Origin of the sequence: Streptomyces sp. NPDC002564 (assembly GCF_042889645.1) — a bacterium.
GTDB lineage: Bacteria > Actinomycetota > Actinomycetes > Streptomycetales > Streptomycetaceae > Streptomyces.
Map to the genome: position 1 here is coordinate 322,200 of NZ_JBIARE010000005.1, position 22,092 is coordinate 344,291.

A 22,092-nucleotide genomic window follows, 5' to 3' on the forward strand; every position below is an offset into this window, starting at 1 on the left:
AGAGACTCGACATGGGGCGGATCCTGGTCATCGAGGATTCGCAGGAGGACGCCGAGGCCATCGAGCGCGCGCTGACGCGCAGCCACCCCCTGCTCCGCCTGGACTTCCGCGATCGCGGCGAGGACGTGGTGGACCGGCTCATGGCGGTCGACGACGCCCCCGGCATCATCCTGCTGGACCTCAACATGCCCGGCATGAGCGGGCACGCCGTCCTGCGGGCGATCCGCGGCCAGGCCGCGCTGAACGGCATCCGGGTCGTGGTGTTCACGACCTCCACGGCCCCCGCCGAGGAGGACGCCTGCTACGCCGCGGGCGCCGACAGCTACGTGTACAAGCCGCTCAACTTCGACCTGTTCCGCACCGTGCTGACCGGAGCGGTCGACTACTGGCTCAGATCGGACAGTCGGCCGTCCGCCCCGGGCAGCGCGCCCTCGCCCAACGTGAAATAGAAGGACGTGCCCCGCCCCGGCGTGCTGGACAGCCAGATCCGGCCGCCGTGGCGCTCCACGACCCGCTTGACGATGGCCAGGCCGACCCCGGTGCCGCCACCGTGGTCCTGCGGGTGGTGCAGCCGCCGGAACAGGTCGAAGATCTCGGCCTGCCGCTCGTGCGGCACACCGATGCCGTTGTCCGCCACGACGACGGCCGGCACCGCCTGGTCCGCCCCGGGCGCGAGCACCTCCTCGACCGTGACACGCACCATGCGGTCGGGGCGGTCGGCCGCGTACTTGGCCGCGTTCACCAGGAGGTTGAGGAACACCTCGAAGACCCGGTCGGCGTCGACCCGCACGCGCGGGAGCCGGACCGGACGTTCGACCCGCACCCGCTCGTCCCGCAGCCGCTCCCCGGCCACCTCCAGGGCGGCGTCGAGGATGTCGTCGAGGTCGACCGGGGTCATGCGCAGGCCGGCCCGGCCGGTGCGGGCGTACTGCAGCAGGGAGTTCAGCAGGTCGTCCATGCGGGTGGCCAGGCGCTGCACCGACCTGAGACGGCGTACGACCGTCTCGTCCAGTGCGTCCCCGGCGTCTTCCAGCGCGAACGTGGCGGCGTTGGAGATACCGCGCAGGGGTTCCTTGAGATCGTGCGCGGTGACGTGTGCGAACGAGTCGAGATCGTCGTTGTTCATCCTCAACTCCGTGTTGAGGGAACCCAGCTCGTCGGCGTGGCGCATGACGAGACCGGTCAGCAGCCGCCACATCTCCACGGCGGCCGCCTCGTCCTGGGCGCTCCAGGGCAGGCTGCGCCCCCGCATCACGGACCGGATCACCGCCCCCGACCCCCGGGGCGTCAGCCGCTCCCCGCGCGGGCCCACCAGGACCGGGCGCTCCGGATCCGCCGCCCACTGCCGGGGCATGGGACGCTCGGCGCGCACCCAGGCGAGGAAGTCGCCGCCCTGACTCAACGACAGCATCAGCACTCCGGCCGGAATCTCCTCCTCGCCCGACAGCGGGTCCTCCTGTGCCAGCGCCTCGGGCAGGCGGTCCGTCGCCCACACGTGCCCCGGGCTCAGCCGCGCCGCACGCGACCGCAGCGCCGCGGCAAGGCCCTGTCCCACCCGCGTCCCGGCCTGGTGCAGCCGGCCGTCCCGCATCAGCAGCATGCCGTCTCCCCGCGCGAGTCCGGTCACCCGCTCCGCGTGCTCGATCAGGGAGGACTCCACGTCGGGTGCCAGCAGTTCGGCCACGGCGGCGGCATCGCGGGCGGAGCGCGACAGGGCGTCGGCCCGCTCGCGCTCCTCGATCGCCGCGAGCTGCATGGAGAAGGCCACACCGAAGAGCTCGCACGCGGCCCGCACCTCGGGCGACAGCCGCGTCGGACGCTCGCCGTGACAGGCGATCAGCCCCCAGAGCCGCCCCTCCCTCAGCAGCGACACCGACATCGACGAGCGGACGGAGATGTTGCGCAGGTACTCCAGATGGAATCCGGAGACCGTACGCAGCGCGGCACCGGAGAGATCCAGCGGCGTCCCGGTGCTCTCGCGCACGGCGGGGACCAGGTGCGCGGTGGCGTCGTCCACGTCCGCGATGACCCGGATCCAGTTCTCCTCGTACAGGCGGCGGGCCTGGGGCGGGATGTCCGTGGCGGGGAACCAGAGCCCGAGCCAGGGCTCGCGTCCTTCGCCCACGCTCTCCGCGAGGACCTCTCCTGGCCCGTTGAGCTCGTCGAAGCGGTAGGCGACGACCCGGTCGAATCCGCTCAGCGCCCGTACCTCCCGCACGGCGGCCCGGCAGCACTCCTCGACGGAAAGGGCGCCCCGCAGGCGGCGCAGGGCACGGCGGACCCCGTCGTAGAAGCCGGTCGTGCGGGGCCCCTCGGGCTCGTGCGGTTCGAATTCGAGGATGACGAGACCCTTGCGCCGGTGCACCGACACGTCGACGTCCCGCCCGTCCGGCCCGGCCTGCGCGCGCAACAGGGCGGTGTCGTCGTCCTCCGCGGTGGCGTCCAGGGCCTCGGCCCAGTCGGCGCCGGACAGGACGCGGGTGACGTGCGCGCCGACCAGCTCGTGCGCACCGAGGCCCAGGACCGCCTGGAGGTTCTCGGCCGCGCTGTCGACCACCCCGTCCTCGGGGCGCACGCCGATCAGCGTGCCGTAGGACTGCACTCCTCCCAGGAGATGGATCCGCTCGCTGACGCACTGCGACAGGTCGAAGGCCGCGGGCACCGAGGCTTCGGCCTCGCGGGAGCGGGCGGAGAGCCAGTCATCTGTCATACGCGCATCATGCCTGCCCGGCGGCGCCGAGGTGATCCCGGTGCACCTCCCCAGGGCACCGGGATCCCTCCGCCGGCCGTCCGCTAGGCGACGGTCATGAGGCCAGGGCGGTGTCGTGCGCGGTGTCCGCCGCCGCGAGCTGGCGGCGCGCCACCGCGAGGGCGGTGTCGATGTCCAGCGTGCCCGTCGAGACGCACAGGGTGTAGGAGATGTCCTCGATCCGCTGACGAGCTCCCTCGGTGCCCTTCTCCGCGTGCAGGCCGCGCAGGGTCTCGTACTGCTCGAGAAGGTCCTTGAGCACCACCGGGTGTGCCATCAGCATCTGATGTCTCCTTGTCACTGCGCTACCCGCCGTGGGTATGCAGGCCCCGGATGCCCCCGATGCACGCCACCAGTCCTCGGGCCCGGCGGATGTGGCCGAAAAGGCGTCACCGGGGTCCGAACGCCGGGGCGTTCACCCGGGGCGGGTGCCGGGGCGGGGCGGCCAGCGGGTGCCGGAGCGGGGCGACTCCGGCACCGCGTTCTGCCCCGGTGCTACTTCTTGTGACCCCAGTGGCCGCCGTGGCCGCCGTGACCCCCATGCCCGCCGTGACCCCCGTGGCTGCCGTGGCCACCCTGACCCCAGTGGTCACCGGAGCCGTTGACGCAGGTGTTGCCGAAGGCCGGGTTGAGCAGGCCGATGACGCTGACCGTGTTGCCGCAGGCGTTGACCGGGATGTGCACGGGCACCTGGACGACGTTGCCGGACAGGACGCCCGGCGAGCCGACAGCCGCGCCCTGGGCGCCGCTGTCCGCGGAGGCCGCTCCCGCACCGGCGACGACGGCACCGCCCACGGCCACCAGGACGGCCGCGCTCTTCAGTAGACGTGACATGGCACTTCCTTCTCGTTCGTGCGACACCGCCCGTCACGGGCGGTGCAGAGCGGGGTCGCTCATCGCGGGGGATCCGTGGCGGAGCGCGCGGCGGCTTGGCCGACCGGCCCCGGTTCACCCGCACGGAGCAGAAGATCGAACACCCGTAGGGGCGGTGGCTCCCGGACGGCGGGCGAACGGGCACACCGTGGCCGCGGACGTGCTGGACGCAAGTCATGGGGTCCGGCGCCGCGCGCGGAGGCGGTTTCGGGGTACACGCGAGGGCATGCGCACCCACCTCGTCGACCTGGCCGCGTCCGGCCCCGCTCCTCTTCTCCTGGCGGTGGCCGTCCTCGGGCTGGTCAGCGTCTACCTCGCCGGGTACCGCCGGCCGCTCGACGGCAGGCTGCCGAGGGAGCACGCCCCCACGCCGTCGCAGCAGCCCGAGAGCTCCTGAACGGTCGCTGCGCCCGTCTGCCGCGGGCACGCACCAACGGCGTAGAAACTGCGTACATCCGTGGCGTGCGGTGAGTGCGCGACGGCGGGTGGGGCACCGGATGGTCCTCATGTGATCGGTCGCGGCCGCCACGCGGTCCGGCGGACCGCACGGCCCGCGCCGCTCCCGTTCCCCACCGGACGTCCGCCCGGGTGGCGCCCTAAGGAAGTTGAGTCATGTCAGCACAGCATGCGTTCCACGACTTCGGCGCTCTGCACTTCGGCCGGCGGGCGGAGCTCGATCCGGAAGAGGCCCGGCGCGTGCGCGAGGCCGTACGGGACAGCGGTGTCCGGGAGCTGTACGTACTGGCGCACGGAGCACACAACGACGACACGGTGTCCGAGGCCGCCGACGACGCGTTCTGCGCGATCCTCGCCGAGGCGTGGGGCGACGCCTCGCGTGAGGTGGGTCTGCTCACCGTGCGCTGGCCGTCGCTCTGCTTCCGGGACGAGGGCATCTGGGGCCACGCGGAGGACGAGACGACGCGTGAGGAAGAGGCGCGGCCCGGTATCAGCGCGGCGATGGGCGACGACCTGCGGCGGCGACTGCCGGACAGTGAAAACCTGTTGTCCGAAATCATCGGGCTGCTCAATGAACGTCCGGTGCACGACGGCGCGTTCGACGACCTGGGGTCGGCGCTGCGTCGGCTCGCGGAGAACCCCTTGCAGGATCCGCTCACCGAATTCGGTGCCGACACGGAGGGCGAGATCCTTCCGCAGGCCGACCCGCTCATGCTCTTCGAGGACACGAAGACGATGTGCTGCGAGTTCGCGGGCGTACTGGACGATCTGGTCGAATCCGGGGACGAGGACCCCGGCGAGCCCGCCCGCCACGAGACCGGCACCGGCGACCCCGACTCCCCGGTGTCCGAGGAGGGCACCCTCCCCGAGATCCGGGTCGCGGGCCACCGGCCCGCCAAGCCGCTCAGCGACCGGGTGAGCCGCGTGGGCACGGCGGCAGGCGGCGGGCCCGTGGGACAGGACCGGGACCGGCAGGAGTACGCGGAGGTGTGGCGCGGCGCCCACGAACTGTTCCGCCAGGTGGTCCGGCACGTGCTGCGCCGCAGGGCGGGCGCGGTGGGGGAGGCGGGCCTCGGACCGTTCCTCGCGGACCTGACCGACTCCTCCGGAACGCGGATCCATCTGGTCGGCCACGGGCTCGGGGGGCGCCTTGCCGGGTTCGCCCTGCGCGGCCTGGAGTCGGGGGGCCAGGACACCGGCCGCCTCGCGTCGCTGACCCTGCTGCAGGCGGAGATGTCCCACTTCGCCTTCGCCGACAGCCTGCCTCAACAGGTCTCGGGGCACGGGGCGTTGTGGGGCCTGCGACGGCGTATCGAGGGCCCGCTGGTCTGTACGTTCTCCCATCTCGACACGCACTTGGGCGTGATGTATCCGCTGTCGGCCCAAATGATGGGCGACACGGCGGAGATGGCCACGATGAGCCGCAAGTGGGGCGCCCTCGGCTTCGACGGGATCCAGGGTGTCGACGGCCCTCCCGACATCACCGTGGACGCGGCCTCCGAGCGGGACCTCGGGGAGATGTCGTACACGAATGTCGACTCGTCCTCCCTCTTCCGGTCCCAGCGGATTCCGGTGGGGGGCCACCATGACGTGCTCCATCCGGATCTCGGCCGGCTCCTGAGGCAGGTGGCGGAGAGCGGCAAGGACAAGGATACGGAGGACGTCGAACCGGGCACCGACATCGAGTGATGACTCCGAGGCCTGATCAGGCTCCCTTGTCGGCGAGGCGGTCGCCCTTCGGCAGCCCGGTGCCGGTCACCCTGGCCGAAGTCCCGTCCGGGGCGAACGCGTGGTGGAAGGTGAAGGCGCGCGGTGCGGCGCCGTGGGCATGGAGGTGCTCCAGCGCGCAGACCCCGTCCTGCCAGGTGGGTATCACGCCGTCGGGGACCCACCAGAACACGTAGTTGGGGTGCTCGGACCGCTCGAACCAGTCGTAACGCCTGTTCAGCGCCGCGCGGTGCAGGCCGGTGTAGATGGCGTCGAAGGCGGGGCGCAGGTCCGTCCAGAGCGAGAGGGTCGTGGCCAGCGCGATGGTGTCCACCGTGCGGCCCTTGTCGTACCAGGCCGGGACGGTGAACGCTCCCCACGCGCCCCAGTCCGCCTCGAAGTCGCCCGGGCCGCGATCCGCCGCTTCGGCGCGCGCGATGTATCCGGGGTGCCGCCCGACCTCCCGGTAGACGGCCTCGCCGCTGGCGTGGAACTCCCGGGTGAGAGGTGCGGGATCGGCGAGAGGTGACTTCAGGACGCCGAAGGTGTACAGAGCAAGATGGGGCATACGTCTCTCCCTGGTGCGGGGTGCCTGTGCGGGGTGCCTGGTGCGGCCCGGTCCCGGTGCGGTGGCCGTGCGCCGGGGGCGCGGGGGCGTGGGGCGGGACCGACGCGCCCCGTCGCGCGCGGCTCGGCCTGGGGGGAACTCCTTTACGGCCACGGGCGATTGCCGTGGATCAGTGAAGGTAGCCGCCTCGGCGGGCTCTGTCGACGTTGTGTTTTCCCTGTACCTGTGGCTTCTGATACAGGCCGTCGCGGCAGCTCAGCGGCTGGGGGTGCGTGTGCGGGCGGCACTGCCCGGCGTCGGCGCCGGGTGCGCCTCGGAGGGTGCGGCCGTCGAACCTCGGCGTGTGCTGCCGGTGAGCCGCGGGGTGGGCCGCCGTGCGCCTCGGAGGGTGCGGTCGGTGCGCGAGACGTGCGCCGCCGTGTGCCTCAACTCCCCTTCCTGCGCAGCCGGGCCTCTCTCTGCGCGTGCAGTGCGCCCCCGCGCGGAGGTTCGCGCGGCGCCGGGCCCGGTGATAACGCTTGAGTTACGGAATCGGTGATTGAGGTGATGAAAGGATTCGCCATGGCATCTCAGGCACTTCTGGAGGCAGGCCGGTTGACCGCCATCGTGAAGATCCTCGACCGGGCCGGCGGCCATCTGAGCGCCGCGGTTCAGGACCACACCCGGGCGCCCGTGCTCCCCGACGAGACGAAGAGCGCCCTCCAAGCACTTCTCGACATCTCGCTCAGCGCTTCACGCGATCTGACCAGCGCCGTCCAGCACGCGGGCAGCGGTGATCTGAGCCTGGCCCAGGCCCATCTGGAGGCGGCGCGGACCGCCCCCGAGAAGCATCTCGTGCAGACCACGGGCATGCCCGTCCCGCTCCCCGTCGGGGTCCGCACCGCGCTCCAACTCCTGCGCGGCATCAGGGGGTTCTTCAGCGCGGAGACCGAGGCCGCCCTTGTCCGCGCCCTGAGCATCACCCCCGTGCCGGTCGCCTAGGTGTCGCCCGCCCGTGCGTCCTGCGACCGAACCCGCCGGGAGAGACGGGCAGTCGCCCGAAAGGACGGGACTGCGGTCATCTCGGCACCGCACACCCCCCTTTGAGCGCGGTGAACGGCCGCACCCGGGGCCGGTTCACCCTGTAGGCCCTCCGGGGTTTCCTCCGGGGGTTGTTCCGCGGAGTGGACGGGTCCTGCGTGGCGGACGCATGGGCGGGTAACCGTGGGACATCGGCCCCGCGGGTCACTGCGATGGGAAACCTGCGCCTCCATCCCGCGGGGGCCGGTCCACGCCCCCGGGCGGAGCCGCATCGCCGTCACGCAGGGAATGGATCATGCCCCGCAGGACCCGGAACGCCTGGGACTGCTCGGCCTCGGTCATGCCGCCCAGCATTCTGACCTCGACGGACCGGACCGCCGCCGTCGCCTTCTCCAGGCTCCGACGGCCGCGGGGCGTCAGCCGCGCCGGCAGGGCCTTCCCCACGGGTGCCTCCGCCGGCCTGGTCACGTACCCGTCCCGTTCCAGGGCCTGGAGCAGCACGTTCATCGACTGCCTGGTCACGAACGCGCCCCGCGCGAGCTCGGAGTTCGACAAGCCGGGCCGCTGGGCCAGCAGTTCGAGGCAGGAGTAGTGCGTCACGCTCATCCCGAGGGGGCGCAGCACCTCCTCCATCGCCGCGCGCAAGGCGCTCGACGCCTCTTTCAGCAAGTAGCCCAGTGAGGTGTCGAGGTCGACTCCGGGACGCTTTTGACTCATGTCAGTATTCTGACATACGTTCTTGCGTGTCAGATAGCTGACACGGAGAGAAGGAGCATCACCATGCCCGTCACCGGCCCCGACTTCATCTCGCTCCAGGCGCGCGACCTCGACGCCTCACAGGCCTTCTACGAGCAGTACCTGGGCCTCGTCCGCTCGCGGACGGGCCCGCCGCACGCCGTCGTCTTCGAGACGAAGCCGATCGCGTTCGCCCTTCGCGAGGTCGTTCCCGGCACCGATCTCGCCGCCGTCGCCCGGCCCGGCATCGGTGCCGCGATCTGGCTCCACGCCACCGACGTCCAGGCCGTCCACGACGCGCTCGTCGCCGACGGCCACACCATCGTCTCCGCCCCGGTCGACGGCCCCTTCGGGCGGACGTTCACCTTCGCCGACCCCGACGGCTACCACCTCACGCTGCACGACCGCGCCTGAGGCCTCCCGTGCCGGGAAGCGAAGGGGGCGCCGGTTTCCGGCACTGATCCACGGGCACCCGGTGGAAAGCAGCTTGTGCGGGAGTTCGCAGCTCGTGACGCAAGAAAGCAAAACCGTTCTTGGAGGTCCCGAAATGCTGAAGGCCATCGCGGATGTTCTGCGCGCCATCGGTGGAGCCATTGCCACGGTCGTCACGCTTCCCTTCCGCGCGGTCGCGCGGCTCTTCGGGGGCGCGTCCGCCAGCGCCCACGGTCACCACTGACCACGAAGCGGGCCCAGCGGAAGGGCGGTGCCGGTCTCTGGCCGGCACCGCCCTTCCGTCATCACCGCTCTTCCGTCATGTCGCCGACGCGGCGCCCGTCACGCGGTGGCGGGCCGAAAGCAGGCGATGACGTCCTTCCCCCTCGTGCACGATCTGATCTGCCACTGGTCGGCCATCGCGTCGACGAGCATGAGGCCGCGGCCGCCCAGCGCGTCCTCCGAGGCTTCCCGGGGCTGCGGCAGGCCGCCCGCGGAGTCGTGCACGGTGACGTGCAGGCACGCGCAGTCCCAGGTGAGGATGAGCTGGGCGTCGCTGTGCGCATGAATGTGGGCGTTGGTGACCAGCTCCGACACGGTCAGCAGCACGGCATCCACCTGGTCGGGCTCCTTCGCGAACCAGTCCAGGCTCTCCAGATGGCTTCGTGTCCAGTCCCGGGCGGCCTTCACGCCACTGCTCACGGGCAAGGAGCGCGCCCATCCCACGGCGGTGACCGCAGCTTCGTCCCGCATGAATTCCCGTCCCATCCAGTCCATAAGTGGCCGTTTCCACTCTCACCGGCCAGTACCCCGCCCCGGCCGCTCCATGTCGCCGGACACCGCCGGTACGCCACCGGGCGTGCGGACCGCCCGTGCGGACCGCCCGTGCGGACCGCCCGTGCCGGTGTCACTCCGGTGGCGGTGCTCAGCGGCGACGCGAGCCGGGCGGCGCCGCCGTTCCGCCGCTGCTCGGGTTGCTGGTGCGAACCGTATGGGTGAGTTTTGTGTTGAAGCGGGGAGACGGGGGTACCCAACGCACTCGTCCGGCCCCGACCGTCGATTTCCAGGAGGAGACATGACGAACCCCGAGCAGGACCCGAACCAGAACGAGGGCCCGGCGGACGGTGGCGCGGCGGGTACGCCGGGTGTCCACGACGGTGGTGCCGACGGTGGCGCCGAGGGTCCGGCGGACGGTGGGGCGGCGGGTACGCCGGGTGTCCACGACGGTGGTGCCGACGGTGGCGCCGAGGGTCCGGCGGACGGTGGGGCGGCGGGTACGCCGGGCGTGCATGACGGTGGTGCCGACGGCGGTGCCGAGGGTCCGGCGGACGGTGGCGCGGCCGGTACGCCGGGCGTCCACGACGGTGGTGCCGACGGCGGTGCCGACGAGTCCGGCAGTGCCGTTTGAGCAGCTCACCCCTCGAGCTCCGGGACGCCGACGCCCAGCCGGGCGACGGCGTCCCGCACGAACGCCTGACCCGCCTGACCCGCCTGACCCGACAGGAATTCGCCCGTGACATCTGGGCGCGCACCCCGCTCCTCACCCGGGGAGCCGGCGATTTCGCCGACCTCTTCTCCGCCGACGCCGTCGACGAACTGATCTCCCGACGCGGCCTGCGCACGCCGTTCCTCCGCGTCGCCAAGGACGGAGCCACCCTCCCCGAGACGTCCTTCACCGCACCGGCCGGAGTCGGCGCCACGATCGCGGACCAGCTCGACGACACCGCCCTGTGGCGGAGCTTCGCCGACGGCGCGACCCTCGTCCTCCAGGCCCTGCACCGCACCTGGGAACCGGTGGCGGACTTCGTGACCGGGCTCGGCACCGAACTGGGCCACCCCGTGCAGGCCAACGCGTACGTCACGCCCCCGCAGAACCGCGGCTTCGACGACCACTACGACGTGCACGACGTCTTCGTCCTGCAGATCGCGGGGACCAAGCGCTGGATGATCCACGAGCCGGTCCACCCCGACCCGCTGCGCGACCAGCCCTGGACCGATCGCCGGGACGCCGTCGCGGCGGCCGCGAAGAGCGACCCCCACCTCGACACCGTCCTCACGCCGGGCGACGTGCTCTACCTGCCGCGCGGGTGGCTGCACGCGGCCGAGGCACAGGGCGCCGTGTCGATCCACCTGACGCTCGGCGTCCACACCTGGACACATCACGCCCTGGCCGAACAACTCGCCCAGTCCGCACTGGCGTTGCTGCGCGAGGACCCGCAGATGCGCGCCTCCCTGCCGCTCGGCGCCGACGGCCAGGACGACGGGCTCGCCATGGTCCGCGAACGGTTGGCCGAGGCCCTGACACGGGCTGACCCCACCCCGCTGTTCCACCGGGCCCGGCGCGGCCAGTCCCGCCCCGCGCCCCTGGGACCGCTGGCCCAACTCACGGCCGTCGACGGCCTCACCCCCGACTCGCCGGTGCGTCTCCGCGACGCACTGGAGGCCCGCCTGACGGGCCGTCGCCTGCACACGCGGGTCGGCTGGCTCGACATCACGGAACAGGACCTGCCGACGATCCGTCGCCTGCTCGACGGCCAGGACGACGAAGACAGCCGGTACGGCGACGACCCCCGCGCCCCCCACGTCCACGTCGCACACGATCTGGGCCTCGAACTCGTCGAACGGCTGCTGCGCGCGGGCGTCCTGGTGCCCGCCGGACCATGACCCGGCCGGACCACGACGGAGCCGCCGCGGGCCCGCAGGCCAGGTTCTTCTGCGCCGAAGCAGCCCGCCTGCGGAGCGACCCCGCGGCGGGCACCGCCCCCCACGGGACGACCTGGGTCCTCGTCGAGTACCCGGGCGGCTGGCCGCCCAACGGCTTCGACGGCCTTCCCCTGGACCCCGGCACCAAGCAGCGGGTGTTCACCGCCGCACAAGCAGTGCGCGCACGCATCCTGCTGATCAGGCGGCACGGCCGCCGTGCCGCCGACGGACCGCGGCGCTGGGCCGTACTGCGGTACGACGACCACGGCGCCCACCGCGCGACATGGGGCGTCTGGCACCGTGACGAGGACCTGGCGGGCATCGCCGAGGCCCTCGCCGCGCCCGGCCCCCCGCCCCCGGACCCCTCGGGCCCGCCCGTGGTCCTCGTCTGCGCCCACGGAACGCACGACGCCTGCTGCGCGGTGCGCGGCCGCCCGGTGGCACGGGCCCTGAGCGAGCGCTGGCCGGACCTGGTGTGGGAGTGCTCGCACGTGGGCGGCGACCGGTTCGCCGCCAACGTGGTGGTCGTGCCCGACGGGGTCTACTACGGCGGCCTCGACGCCGCGTCGTCCCTCACCGTGGTCGAGGCGCACCTCGCCGACCGCGTGCACGCCGACCACCTGCGCGGATACACGGACCTCTTCCCGCCCCAGCAGACCGCGGTGGCGGCCCTCCTCGGCCGCTTCGGCCCGGCCGGGCGGCACCACTACACCGTCGAGGACACCACGCGCGACGACGACCGCTGGCTCGTCCGCGTCCGGGGCCGGTCCTCGGATGCACCGGCGTACGAGGTCGAGATCCGGTCCCATCGAACGCCCCGGCGTCAACTGACGTGCCGGGGCCTGTCGATGAGTTCCACCGCCGTCTACGAGGCCGTGTCGATCGCCGTCGTCCGTCCGTGAACCGGTCCGCGGCGGCGCTGTCCGTGGGGCGGACGGGGCGGGAAGAGACCCGGGGAGAGGACGGGCCATGGGTGGCTCTCCTGGCTGTGGGTTCAACCAGGAGAGCCTCGACGCTGCCGACCTCCGGAGGGTTTGCACTCGCTCAACGTCGTTTTGCGCACACTACCCGCTGAGGACTGGGGTGCGGCCGCTTGGAGTCCAACCCGCAGGTCGGGCCGAGCGGCCCCGCCTCGACCGAGACTGTGCGGGCCGAACTTCGGTTGGATAGGGTGACGGTCGAGTGCTTCGGAAGGCAGGCACTTGCCCCTGTGCGTACAGGGAAGATGGCGGTCGCCGGTCAGCGGCCGCCATCTCCTTGTGACAGGGGCTCGTCCCTGCCCCTTCGGCTGCTGTCATGGAGGCCGCCGTGAAGCCCTCTCGCCATCCCTCCCGCTCGCCCCGGGTGCCGTCCGACGGCGCACCCGCCGGCGCGCCGGGAGCAAGCCCCGGTACCGGCACCCCGGACGAGGTGCAGGGACTGCGTGAGCGCGTCGCGAGCCTGAACACCCGTCTGCTGGCCCGCACCCAGGTCGCCTACGCGGAAGGCGTGCTGACGGGCCGTTACGGGCTGTCGGGCCGTGAGGAGGCGTTCGCACTGATGAAGACGGCCTCGCAGCGGTGGAACGTGAAACTGCACCGGCTCGCCGCCGCCCTCGCCGTGACCCGTGCGCCGGCCAGGGGAGCGGCCCAGTGGTTCCCGCACCGCGTCGTCCAGCCCATCCCCTCCCTGCACGCCGTCGGCGAGGGACTGAGCCCGTTCAACCAGGGCGAGGTCCTCGCCGCGGCGTTGCGCAGGGTGCTGCGGGTGACGGGCGGCACCCGGGGCAGCGTGCAGTTGTACGAGGCCGGGCTGCTGCGCCTCGAACAGCAGCAGGGGTACACGCAGAGATTCCGCGACCACCTGGCCTGTGTCGACGCCGACACCGCGTACGCCCGCGCCCTCATCGCCCGCTCCCGGATCACGGTCCTCGACACGGCCACCGCCACCGACTTCGACGAGGAGATGCGCAGGCTCCTCCTCTCCGAAGACGTCCACGCCCTCGTCAACGTCCCCGTGACCGGGCACGACGGTGCGTTCCGCGGAGTGATCAGCAGCCTCCACGACACGCCGCCGACGCCGCTGGACGGCCGGCAACTGCGGGAGCTGGAGGACGTCGCGAGCGCGGTGGGCAGGTGGCTGGCGTGGCACCAGCACAGCGTGGTGCTGGCCGCCCTGGAGTTCATCCACCAGTCGGGCCGTATCGCCGCACGGCCGCCCGAGGGCGATTGACGTCCCGCCGGGGCCGGAGAAAGCGGCCGCGCCCGGAGAAGATCCGAAGAAGCCGGGGACGCGGTGTGTGAGGGGCCCATGACGGGGGACCCGGGACCGATGGCGCAGGCCGTGGTGAATCCCCGTGGGGTCGGCCGGCGCCGAGGCTCTCCTGGTTCGGCTCGGAGCCAGGAGAGCCGCCCCCCTACGTCGGGGCGCTCACCGGCCCGCTCACAGGGTGCCGTGCTCGCAGAGCTGACGGGCGACCTCGTGGAGCTTGACGTTGTTCTCCTGGGAGTAGCGGCGCAGCACGTCGAACGCCTCGTCCTCGGTCAGGCGGCGGCGGGCCATCAGGATCCCGATGGCTTCGCCGATGATGTGGCGTGTCGCCACCGCGCGCTGCATGTCGGCGTGCTCGCGGGCGGAGGAGAAGGCGACGGCGGCATGGGAGGCCAGCAGCCACCCCGCGGTCTCGCTGGCGTCGGTGAACGCGCCGGGGCTGCGGGAGTAGAGGTTGAGCGCGCCGAGGTTGTCCTCGTCCTCGGTGTAGAGCAGGAAGCCCATCATGCTGCCGATCCCCAGGGCGTGCGCCCGCGGCGCGTAGGCGCGCCAGCGGACCTGCTCCTTCTCGACGTCGGCGATGCGGAAGACGGGATGGCCGGTGCAGGCGGCGTCGAAGCAGGGGCCCTCGCCGAGCTTCTCCTGCAGCCGGTCGCTCTCCTCGACCAGCGGCTCGGTCGGGGACAGGGTCTGGACCTGCTTCTTGCGCAGGATCAGGACACCGGCGGCGTCGCACCCCTCGACCAGCTCCACCGCCGAAGCGGTCACCTTGTCCAGGGTGGCCGTCACGGACTCCTGGGCCAGCAGGTCGCGCGCCATCGACGCCATCTTCACGGCGAACGCTTGCCAGTTCATCGGATCCTCATCCCTGCAGTACGTGCCGACGGCCCCAGCTTCTCAGGAACCATGGCAAAACCCGGAGCGGTGCCGGACGCCGGGGCCCGGTCGTGGGCCTCTCCGGGGTTCGGGTAATAGGTTGGTCATGAACGGACACGGCGACCCCGCCGGACACGGCGACCTGTAGTGGGGGCGGACATGACAATGCCTAAAGGATCGAACGTTCCCGTACCGGCGCCCGCCGTACGGATCGAACTGGGGTGGGGTGCCGGAGCGGGGGTGCCCGACGCCGACGCCTCCGCGCTGCTGCTCTCCGGCTCGGGCAAGGTGCGCTCGGACGCGGACTTCGTCTTCTACAACCAGCCGGGCCACTCCTCCGGCGCCGTACGGTACGAGGGCAAGCAGCGTTCGGACGCCGGCGTGGTCGACGCGCTGACGGTCGACCTCGCGCGCGTGGAGCCCGACATCGAGACCGTGGTGCTCGCGGCATCGTCGGACGGCGGCACGTTCGGTCAGGTCCCCGGCCTCTACATCCGCGTACTGGACGCGGCCGGCGGCGCCGAGATCGCGCGCTACGACAGCGCCGACGCGACCGTGGAGACCGCGTTCGTCCTCGGCGAGCTGTACCGGAGACAGGGCGCGTGGAAGTTCCGCGCCGTCGGCCAGGGGTACGGCAGCGGCCTGGAAGGGCTCGCGACGGACTACGGCATCACGGTCGACGAGCCGCAACAGGCGGCGCCCGCCCCGGCCGCCACGCCCGCCCCGGCCCCGCCCGCCCCCGCCCCGTCCCCGGTCACCCCCGCCGCCCCGGCGCCGCCGCCCCCGCCGGCCCCCGCGGCCGCCCCCACGCCCGTACGCCTGACCAAGGTCACCCTGACCAAGGACGCCCCCTCCGTCTCCCTGACGAAGCAGGGCGGGACCTCCGGCGGCCTGCGGGTGAACCTCAACTGGCAGGTGCGCAAGCAGTTCAAGGGCTGGGGCGCCAAGCTCGGCCGTGCCGTCGCCATGCACGCCGACCTCGACCTGGACCTGTGCGCCCTCTACGAACTCGCCGACGGCCGCAAGGGCGTCGTCCAGGCGCTCGGCAACGCCTTCGGCGCCCTGAACCAGCCCCCGTACATCCTCCTCGACGGCGACGACCGCACCGGCGCCGTCTCCACCGGCGAGAACCTCACGGTCAACCTCGACCACATCAAGGACTTCCGGCGCATCGTCATCTTCGTGACGATCTACGAGGGCGCACGCAGCTTCGCCGACCTCAACGCCACGGTGACCCTCCAGCCGCAGCACGGCGCCCCTATCGACTTCTCGCTCGACGAGTGCACGGTCCCCTCGACGGTGTGCGCGCTCGCCCTGATCACCAACAACGGCGGCGACCTCGTCGTCCAGCGCGAGGCCCGCTACCTGGTGCCCGACCGCGGCGTGAGCCCGCAGCGCACCATCGACCACGCCTACGGGTGGGGCATGAACTGGACGCCCGGCAGGAAGTGACCCCCACCGGCCCCCACCGGGCCGACGGCGGTTCACGGCCGCTCGGGCGAGGGCTCCGCGGCCGTGCCGTCGGGGCGCGCGTACGTCCGGCCCTTCCAGGCCGCGCCCCGCCCCCGGTAGTGCTGCACCGCCGAGTCCACCGTCATCAGGAGGTACAGGAACGCGGTGCCGGGCAGCAGCGGGGCCAGCCAGAGCGGCTGGCGGTAGTACCGGAGCATCGGCAGGTACGTCGCGGTCATCACCAGCCAGGCGAGGCCACCGGCCCCCGCCGCCACCGCGTTCCCCGTGGCGAGACCCGCGCACAGCGCCACCGGCGGGGCCAGGTACACCACGGCGAGACCGGCGACCGTCCCCAGGAGCAGCAGCGGCTGGTGGCGCAGTTGCGCGTACGCGCTGCGCGACACCATCCGCCACAGGTCCCCGAGGCCCGGGTACGGGCGCACGCTGTCCACGCGCTCCGCGAGGCCGAGCCAGATGTGCCCGCCGGAGCGCTTGACCGCCCGCGCGAGCGCCACGTCGTCGATCACGGCCTGGCGGATGGCGTCCGGGATCCGGGCCCGCTCGGCCGCCTCCGTCCGCAGCAGCACGCAGCCGCCCGCCGCCGCTGCCGTGCGCGCACCCTTCCTGCCGATCCGGCGGAACGGGTAGAGCTGCGCGAAGAAGTAGACGAACGCCGGGACCACCAGGCGCTCCCACAGGCTCTCCACCCGCAGCCGGGCCATCTGCGAGACGAGGTCGAAGCGCCCGTGGTCCGCCGCGGCCACCAACCGGCGCAGGCTGTCCGGCTCGTGGGCGATGTCCGCGTCGGTGAGCAGCAGGTACTCGGGGCCACGCGCGCGTGCCAGGCCGATGCCGTGGCGTACCGCCCAGAGCTTGCCCGTCCACCCGGCGGGCGGTTCGCCCGGGGAGCCGACGGTCAGTGGCAGCCCGCCGTGCCGCTCGGCCAGCGCGCGGGCCAGCTCGCCCGTGCCGTCCGAACTGCCGTCGTCGACGAGGAAGATCTCCGCGCGCCCCGGATAGTCCTGGGCGAGCAGCGAGGGCAGGCTCGCGGGCAGGACGGCCGCCTCGTCGCGGGCGGGGACCACGACGGCGACCGAGGGCCACCGGCCGGGTTCCCCGCATGGTGGCAGACGCACGTCGGTGCGCCAGAAGAAGCCCTGCCCCAGCAGGAGCCACAGCCAAGCGGCAAGCGATCCGGCGGCGATCCAGGCAACGGCGCTCATCCGCCGAAGTCTGCCCCACGGCACGGGGCCCGTGGGGCCCATCGACTATGGTGACCGGGTGAAGATCGCGCTCATGGACTCCGGCATCGGACTGCTCGCCGCGGCCGCCGCGGTACGACGCCTGCGGCCGGACGCCGATCTCGTCCTCTCCTCGGACCCCGACGGCATGCCGTGGGGGCCCCGCACGCCCGAGGACCTCACCGGTCGCGCGCTCGCCGTCGCCGAGGCCGCCGCGGCGCACCGCCCCGACGCGCTGATCGTCGCCTGCAACACCGCGTCCGTGCACGCGCTGCCCGCCCTGCGGGCCCTCCTGGAGCCCGGCATCCCGGTCATCGGGACCGTGCCCGCGATCAAGCCCGCCGCCTCGGGCGGCGGACCGGTGGCCATCTGGGCCACGCCCGCCACCACCGGAAGCCCCTACCAGCGCGGGCTCATCGAACAGTTCGCGAGCGGTGTCCCCGTCACCGAGGTGCCCTGCCCCGGCCTCGCCGACGCCGTGCAGTACGCGGACGAGCAGGCCATCGACGAGACGATCGCCGCGGCGGCTGCCCTGACCCCGCGCGATGTAAGGGCCGTCGTCCTGGGCTGCACCCATTACGAGCTGGTCGCCGAGCGCATTCGCGCCGCCGTGCAGCAGTCCGGTCTGCCGCCCCTGGTGCTGCACGGCTCGGCGGGCGCGGTCGCCGCCCAGGCGCTGCGCAGGGCCGGCGCACGGACCGGCGCCGAGGCCGCGACCGTGGCCCCCGGCCTCACCGTGCTGCTCAGCGGCCGCGAGGAACCGCTGCCGCGCACGGCGCTCACGTACGCGGAGGGGCGCATGCTCGCGGCGGTCAGCCCGGCGCTGTAGCCCCCGCGGGCCCCGGCGGACGGCCGAGGTGCCACACGGCGGGGGACACCCGCCGGACGGGCCCCGGGTGGCTGGTCACTCTCCGCGACGCGGTGCCTTCGCGGCGGAATCTGAGTAGTCTCGATGGCATGAGGGACCAACCCCACGACGAGTGGGCCGCTTCCGACGGCCCGCCCGAAGTCTGGACCGGACGCGCGACCAACCGCGTGCAGTGGCTGCTGGCCTGTGCCGGGGCCGCCTGCCTGGCGCTCGGCATCGAGCTGGCCGTCGACTCCATGTGGACCTCGGGCATCGCGCCCCTGGTCATGTCCGTGGTGGGATGCATCGCCGCGGGACTGCTGATGCTCTTCGGGACCCTCGCCTTCGTCCATGTGGCCGTGAAGGTCGACAAGGACTTCCTGGAGGTGCGCTGCGGCCATCTGGGGCTGCCGCGCCGCCACATCCCGCTCTCCCACGTCGTCGGCGCGGACTTCGCGCCCGCCGTCACGCCCCGCCAATGGGGCGGCTGGGGCTACCGCTGGCGGCCCGAGAAGGGCACCGCCGTCGTGGTCCGGCGCGGCGAGGGGCTGGTGCTCAGCCTGGGCGACGGCCACAAGTTCACGGTGACGGTCGACAACGCCGAGTCCGCGGTGCGGGCGATCCGGCACCGGCTGGGGCTCCAGGGCAACCCGGCCTGACGGCCGGAGGCCGCCGCTTCCGGCGCCGCCACAGCGCGCGTGCGGCTCAGTCGGCACGCGGTGCGGCACCCTCCGGGGACTCCTCGGCCAGCGGTCGCGCCGTCGCGATGCCCGCGAGCAGGCCCGCCCCCGTCGTCACCGTCGTCACGCTCAGCGCGTTGCCCACCGTCGCCACGGCCGCCAGCGCCGTCAGGGCGGCGCCCGCGGACAGCACCACCTGTGTCGAGCCGGGCGACCGCCACAGCGCGTAGAGCAGCCAGCCGAACACCGCCGCCAGCAGCCCGAGCCCGACCAGTCCCTGTTCCGACGCCTGCTGCAGCGGCGCCGAGTGCGGCTTCCCGTCCGCCAGAAGGTTCTCGGAGACCGCGGGGCTGAACTCGCCGAACCGCCCGGGACCCACCCCCATCACGGGCTCGCGCTCCGCGATGCCCGCCGCGTCCTGCCACAGGAGCACCCGGTGCCGGCCGAGCCCGCCCTCCACGGACGAGGCGAGACCGCCCGGCAGCGCGTCGTCGGCCACCGCCAGCGACAGGCCCGTGACCAGCACCGACGCCAGGGCGAGCCCGGCGACGCCGAGGGCCCTGCGGCGCACCCGGGCCGCCGCGAGCGAGCAGAGCAGCACCACGACGCACCCCGCACAGCCCACCGGCGAGCCGAGCGCCGCCGCGACCCCGGCGACGCCCGCCGCGAGCAGCCGCAGCACGAGCCGCGCACCCGCGGTCCCGGCCGCCCACGCCGCGCAGCAGGCCGCGCCCGCCGACAGGATGAGCAGCGCCGCCGTGGCGCCGACATGGCCCAGGGGAGAGGACGGGGCGATCGACAGACGCGGGGCCGCCACGGCGAGGCAGAGCGCCGCGAACGCGCCCGCGCAGGGCGCGGCGACCGGCAGCAGCGCCCCGCAGATCCGTCCGCCCGCGAACCCGGCGGCCACGGCGAGGACCGCGAGGAGCACGCCCTCGGGGCTGCCGCCGTGCACACCCGCGGTGACCAGTGCCCAGGCTGCGCAGGCGCCGAGCAGCGTCGCGCCCGTCGCGTCGGACGCGCTGCGTCGCTCGTGCGCCGATGCCGGACCGGTCGGCGCGGCCGTCCCCGTTGACCCCACCCCGTCGCCCCCCGGTGTATGACGGGCCCCCACCGGCACGGGCCCGCTCCACGGAGGCGTGGACGGGCCGGGCGTGAGGGACTCGGCCACACGTTAACGGCTGTTGCCCCGGTGTGGGGCCAGTTGTGCAGGAACGATTCGTCCCACATCGCCGCGTGCGGCCGGTCGCGCCCGCCGAAGGAGCCCCTCCGGGGCCGGGGCACCGAGCTGTCGACCCTCGGGTGACGCGCCGTACACTCCCCGGGTGACCGCCACCACCACTCCCGTCGACGAGCCGGACATGCGCGAACCGCGGCCCCCGCAGGCCTCCCGAGCCCTGCGCGTGCTGCGCCGGCTCGTGCCCGCCGCCGTGGCGGCCCTCTCCGGAGTGCTGCTCTACGTCAGCTTCCCGCCCCGCACCCTGTGGTGGCTCGCGCTGCCCGCCTTCGCCCTGTTCGCCTGGTGTCTGCGGGGCCGCACCTGGAAGGCGGGCCTCGGCCTCGGCTACCTCTTCGGCCTCGGCTTCCTGCTGCCGCTCCTGGTGTGGACCGGTGTGGAGGTCGGCCCCGGGCCGTGGCTGGCGCTCGCCGCCGTCGAGGCGGTCTTCGTCGCGCTGGTCGGCGCGGGCATCGCGGTCGTCTCGCGGCTGCCGGGCGCCCCGCTGTGGGCCGCGGCCCTGTGGATCGCGGGCGAGGCGGCCCGCGCGCGCGTGCCGTTCAGCGGGTTCCCGTGGGGGAAGATCGCCTTCGGCCAGGCGGACGGCGCCTTCCTGCCGCTCGCCGCGCTCGGCGGCACACCCGTGCTCGGCTTCGCGGTCGTCCTGTGCGGCTTCGGGCTCCACGAGGTCGTCCGCGGGCTCCTCGCCGCCCGCGGCGGTGGCGTCGTACGCCGTGGCGCCGTGGCCGCCGCCGTGCTCAGCGTGCTGGTGCCCGTCGCCGGCGCCTTCGCGGCGAAGCCGCTCGTCAGCGACGACGCGGAGGACGGCACGGCCACCGTCGCCGCGATCCAGGGCAACGTGCCGCGCGCGGGCCTCGGCTTCAACGCGCAGCGCCGCGCCGTCCTCGACCACCACGTGCGCGAGACCGAACGCCTCGCCGCCGAGGTGAAGGCCGGCAAGGTCGCGCGCCCCGACCTCGTGCTGTGGCCGGAGAACTCCTCCGACATCGACCCGTTCGCCAACCCCGACGCGCGCCTGGCCATCGAGGGCGCGGTCAAGGCCATCGGGGCACCGGTGTCCGTCGGCGGCGTCGTCGAGAGAGAGAAGGACGGCAAGCTCTACAACGAGCAGATCCTCTGGGACCCGGAGAAGGGCCCCGTCGACACCTACGACAAGCGCCAGATCCAGCCCTTCGGCGAGTACATCCCGCTGCGCTCCCTCATCAGCACCTTCAGCAGCGACGTCGGCCTGGTGCGCAGGGACTTCAGCCGCGGCACCGCGCCCGGCGTGTTCACCATGGCGGGCACCAAGGTCGGCCTCGCGACCTGCTACGAGGCCGCCTTCGACTGGGCGGTGCGCGACACCGTCACCCACGGCGCGCAGATCATCTCGGTGCCCAGCAACAACGCCACCTTCGACCGCAGCGAGATGACCTACCAGCAGCTCGCGATGTCCCGGATCCGCGCGGTCGAGCACAGCAGGGCCGTCGCCGTCCCGGTCACCAGCGGCGTCAGCGCCGTGATCATGCCGGACGGCAAGGTCAGGGCCAAGACGACCTGGTACACCGCCGATTCGCTGGTCGAGGAGGTGCCGCTGCGCTCCTCGCGGACCCCGGCGACCCGCCTCGGCGTGCTGCCCGAGGGCATCCTGGTACTCATCGCCGCGGGCGGCCTCGGCTGGGCCGTCACCTCGGCGGCGCGGGCCCGGCGCGCCGCGCGCGACTAGTCCCCGGGCACGGGCCGGGCACGGCAACCCCCGGTCCGGCCAAGGGCGATGACACCCCGCCGTTAGGGTCGGGGCATGGCTATTCCTGATTTCATTCGCACGATCCGGGCCGACGCCGGACAGCAGCTCCTGTGGCTCCCCGGGGTCACCGCCATCGTCTTCGACGACGAGGGCAGGGTGCTGCTCGGCCGCCGCTCGGACAACGGCCGGTGGTCGGTGATCGGCGGCATCCCCGACCCCGGCGAGCAGCCCGCCGACTGCGCGGTGCGCGAGGTGTACGAGGAGACGGCCGTGCACTGCGTGCCCGAGCGCGTGGTCCTGGTGCAGGCCCTCGAACAGGTCACGTACGAGAACGGCGACACCTGCCAGTACATGGACATCACGCTGCGCTGCCGGGCCGTCGGCGGCGAGGCCCGGGTCAACGACGACGAGTCCCTCGAGGTGGGCTGGTTCGCGGTGGACGCGCTGCCCGACCTGCACGAGTTCTCGCTGTTCCGGATCAAGCAGGCGCTGGCGGACGAACCCACCTGGTTCGCGCCGGTCACCCGGCCCTGACGCGCC

Annotated in this window: 24 protein-coding genes; 14 read left to right on the forward strand and 10 right to left on the reverse strand. The window is 73.2% G+C overall.

The genetic code is table 11. From position 1 onward, the window contains the following. The first annotated feature begins 11 nt into the window (after positions 1–11). A complete protein-coding gene (locus tag ACFYXE_RS20410) occupies positions 12–449 on the forward strand; it encodes a response regulator (protein WP_389314666.1) in 438 nt (145 codons plus the stop codon). Here ACFYXE_RS20410 and ACFYXE_RS20415 read toward each other — a convergent pair. From ACFYXE_RS20415 to ACFYXE_RS20425, 3 genes are all read right to left on the reverse strand, one after another. After that, a complete protein-coding gene (locus tag ACFYXE_RS20415) occupies positions 383–2,710 on the reverse strand; it encodes an ATP-binding protein (protein ID WP_389314227.1) in 2,328 nt (775 codons plus the stop codon). The genes ACFYXE_RS20410 and ACFYXE_RS20415 overlap by 67 nt on opposite strands. Positions 2,711–2,804: 94 nt before the next feature. Continuing rightward, a complete protein-coding gene (locus tag ACFYXE_RS20420) occupies positions 2,805–3,032 on the reverse strand; it encodes a DUF5133 domain-containing protein (protein WP_389314229.1) in 228 nt (75 codons plus the stop codon). A gap of 212 nt (positions 3,033–3,244) precedes the next feature. Next, positions 3,245–3,583 carry a chaplin gene (locus tag ACFYXE_RS20425; protein WP_389314231.1) on the reverse strand — a complete coding sequence of 113 codons (339 nt, stop codon included), beginning with the start codon at positions 3,581–3,583 and terminating at the stop codon, positions 3,245–3,247. Positions 3,584–3,848: 265 nt separating this feature from the next. Here ACFYXE_RS20425 and ACFYXE_RS20430 point away from each other — a divergent pair, with 265 nt between their 5' ends. Both ACFYXE_RS20430 and ACFYXE_RS20435 read left to right on the forward strand, forming a co-directional pair. Next, positions 3,849–4,019 carry a hypothetical protein gene (locus tag ACFYXE_RS20430; RefSeq protein ID WP_361173651.1) on the forward strand — a complete coding sequence of 57 codons (171 nt, stop codon included), beginning with the start codon at positions 3,849–3,851 and terminating at the stop codon, positions 4,017–4,019. A gap of 215 nt (positions 4,020–4,234) precedes the next feature. Continuing rightward, entirely contained in the window at positions 4,235–5,767 is a 1,533-nt protein-coding gene (locus tag ACFYXE_RS20435; protein WP_389314233.1) for a hypothetical protein, read from the forward strand. A 16-nt stretch (positions 5,768–5,783) separates the two neighbouring features. Here ACFYXE_RS20435 and ACFYXE_RS20440 read toward each other — a convergent pair whose 3' ends face one another. After that, a complete protein-coding gene (locus tag ACFYXE_RS20440; RefSeq protein WP_389314235.1) occupies positions 5,784–6,353 on the reverse strand; it encodes a DUF3291 domain-containing protein in 570 nt (189 codons plus the stop codon). 561 nt (positions 6,354–6,914) lie between these two features. Here ACFYXE_RS20440 and ACFYXE_RS20445 point away from each other — a divergent pair. After that, a complete protein-coding gene (locus ACFYXE_RS20445; RefSeq protein ID WP_361173642.1) occupies positions 6,915–7,334 on the forward strand; it encodes a hypothetical protein in 420 nt (139 codons plus the stop codon). Between the two features lie 243 nt (positions 7,335–7,577). On the opposite strand, the gene ACFYXE_RS20450 is transcribed toward ACFYXE_RS20445, so the two are convergent. Beyond that, entirely contained in the window at positions 7,578–8,090 is a 513-nt protein-coding gene (locus tag ACFYXE_RS20450) for a MarR family winged helix-turn-helix transcriptional regulator (RefSeq protein WP_389314237.1), read from the reverse strand. A gap of 63 nt (positions 8,091–8,153) precedes the next feature. Here ACFYXE_RS20450 and ACFYXE_RS20455 point away from each other — a divergent pair, with 63 nt between their 5' ends. Together ACFYXE_RS20455 and ACFYXE_RS20460 are read left to right on the forward strand one after the other, a co-directional pair. Further along, on the forward strand, positions 8,154–8,522 hold the full coding sequence (locus tag ACFYXE_RS20455) for a VOC family protein (protein WP_389314239.1): 369 nt from the start codon (positions 8,154–8,156) through the stop codon (positions 8,520–8,522). A gap of 133 nt (positions 8,523–8,655) precedes the next feature. Next, positions 8,656–8,784, forward strand: coding sequence for an LPFR motif small protein (locus tag ACFYXE_RS20460; RefSeq protein ID WP_268251272.1), 129 nt, complete (start codon positions 8,656–8,658; stop codon positions 8,782–8,784). A gap of 98 nt (positions 8,785–8,882) precedes the next feature. Here ACFYXE_RS20460 and ACFYXE_RS20465 read toward each other — a convergent pair whose 3' ends face one another. Next, on the reverse strand, positions 8,883–9,293 hold the full coding sequence (locus ACFYXE_RS20465) for an ATP-binding protein (protein WP_389314241.1): 411 nt from the start codon (positions 9,291–9,293) through the stop codon (positions 8,883–8,885). Between the two features lie 172 nt (positions 9,294–9,465). Then, a complete protein-coding gene (locus ACFYXE_RS20470; protein ID WP_389314243.1) occupies positions 9,466–9,957 on the reverse strand; it encodes a hypothetical protein in 492 nt (163 codons plus the stop codon). On the opposite strand from ACFYXE_RS20470, the gene ACFYXE_RS20475 reads away from it, so the two are divergent. From ACFYXE_RS20475 to ACFYXE_RS20485, 3 genes are all read left to right on the forward strand, one after another. Next, positions 9,945–11,204 (forward strand): cupin domain-containing protein, encoded by a 1,260-nt coding sequence (locus tag ACFYXE_RS20475; protein ID WP_389314245.1) that lies wholly within the window; start codon positions 9,945–9,947, stop codon positions 11,202–11,204. The two genes, ACFYXE_RS20470 and ACFYXE_RS20475, sit on opposite strands and share 13 nt — an antisense overlap. Beyond that, positions 11,201–12,145 carry a sucrase ferredoxin gene (locus ACFYXE_RS20480; RefSeq protein ID WP_389314247.1) on the forward strand — a complete coding sequence of 315 codons (945 nt, stop codon included), beginning with the start codon at positions 11,201–11,203 and terminating at the stop codon, positions 12,143–12,145. Before ACFYXE_RS20475 ends, ACFYXE_RS20480 begins: the two co-directional genes overlap by 4 nt. A gap of 406 nt (positions 12,146–12,551) precedes the next feature. Then, entirely contained in the window at positions 12,552–13,454 is a 903-nt protein-coding gene (locus ACFYXE_RS20485) for an ANTAR domain-containing protein (protein ID WP_389314249.1), read from the forward strand. A gap of 210 nt (positions 13,455–13,664) precedes the next feature. On the opposite strand, the gene ACFYXE_RS20490 is transcribed toward ACFYXE_RS20485, so the two are convergent. Next, positions 13,665–14,348: a GAF and ANTAR domain-containing protein gene (locus ACFYXE_RS20490; protein ID WP_389314251.1), complete on the reverse strand. Its 684-nt coding sequence runs from the start codon at positions 14,346–14,348 to the stop codon at positions 13,665–13,667. A 180-nt stretch (positions 14,349–14,528) separates the two neighbouring features. On the opposite strand from ACFYXE_RS20490, the gene ACFYXE_RS20495 reads away from it, so the two are divergent. Next, a complete protein-coding gene (locus tag ACFYXE_RS20495; RefSeq protein WP_389314253.1) occupies positions 14,529–15,821 on the forward strand; it encodes a TerD family protein in 1,293 nt (430 codons plus the stop codon). Positions 15,822–15,853: 32 nt separating this feature from the next. Here the strand turns inward: ACFYXE_RS20495 and ACFYXE_RS20500 are convergent, their stop codons facing one another. Further along, positions 15,854–17,044, reverse strand: a complete 1,191-nt coding sequence (locus ACFYXE_RS20500) for a glycosyltransferase (RefSeq protein ID WP_389314255.1) — start codon at positions 17,042–17,044, stop codon at positions 15,854–15,856. A 58-nt stretch (positions 17,045–17,102) separates the two neighbouring features. Between ACFYXE_RS20500 and ACFYXE_RS20505 the strand changes: the two genes are divergently transcribed. After that, positions 17,103–17,891 carry a glutamate racemase gene (locus ACFYXE_RS20505; RefSeq protein WP_389314257.1) on the forward strand — a complete coding sequence of 263 codons (789 nt, stop codon included), beginning with the start codon at positions 17,103–17,105 and terminating at the stop codon, positions 17,889–17,891. A gap of 128 nt (positions 17,892–18,019) precedes the next feature. Beyond that, entirely contained in the window at positions 18,020–18,568 is a 549-nt protein-coding gene (locus ACFYXE_RS20510; RefSeq protein WP_361173608.1) for a hypothetical protein, read from the forward strand. A gap of 46 nt (positions 18,569–18,614) precedes the next feature. Here the strand turns inward: ACFYXE_RS20510 and ACFYXE_RS20515 are convergent, their stop codons facing one another. Next, complete coding sequence (locus ACFYXE_RS20515; RefSeq protein WP_389314259.1) at positions 18,615–19,670, reverse strand: O-antigen ligase family protein; 1,056 nt, start codon at positions 19,668–19,670, stop codon at positions 18,615–18,617. 244 nt (positions 19,671–19,914) lie between these two features. On the opposite strand from ACFYXE_RS20515, the gene lnt reads away from it, so the two are divergent. After that, entirely contained in the window at positions 19,915–21,531 is a 1,617-nt protein-coding gene (gene lnt / locus ACFYXE_RS20520; protein WP_389314261.1) for an apolipoprotein N-acyltransferase, read from the forward strand. A 75-nt stretch (positions 21,532–21,606) separates the two neighbouring features. Continuing rightward, positions 21,607–22,086, forward strand: coding sequence for an NUDIX domain-containing protein (locus tag ACFYXE_RS20525; protein ID WP_389314263.1), 480 nt, complete (start codon positions 21,607–21,609; stop codon positions 22,084–22,086). The last annotated feature ends 6 nt before the right edge of the window (positions 22,087–22,092 follow it).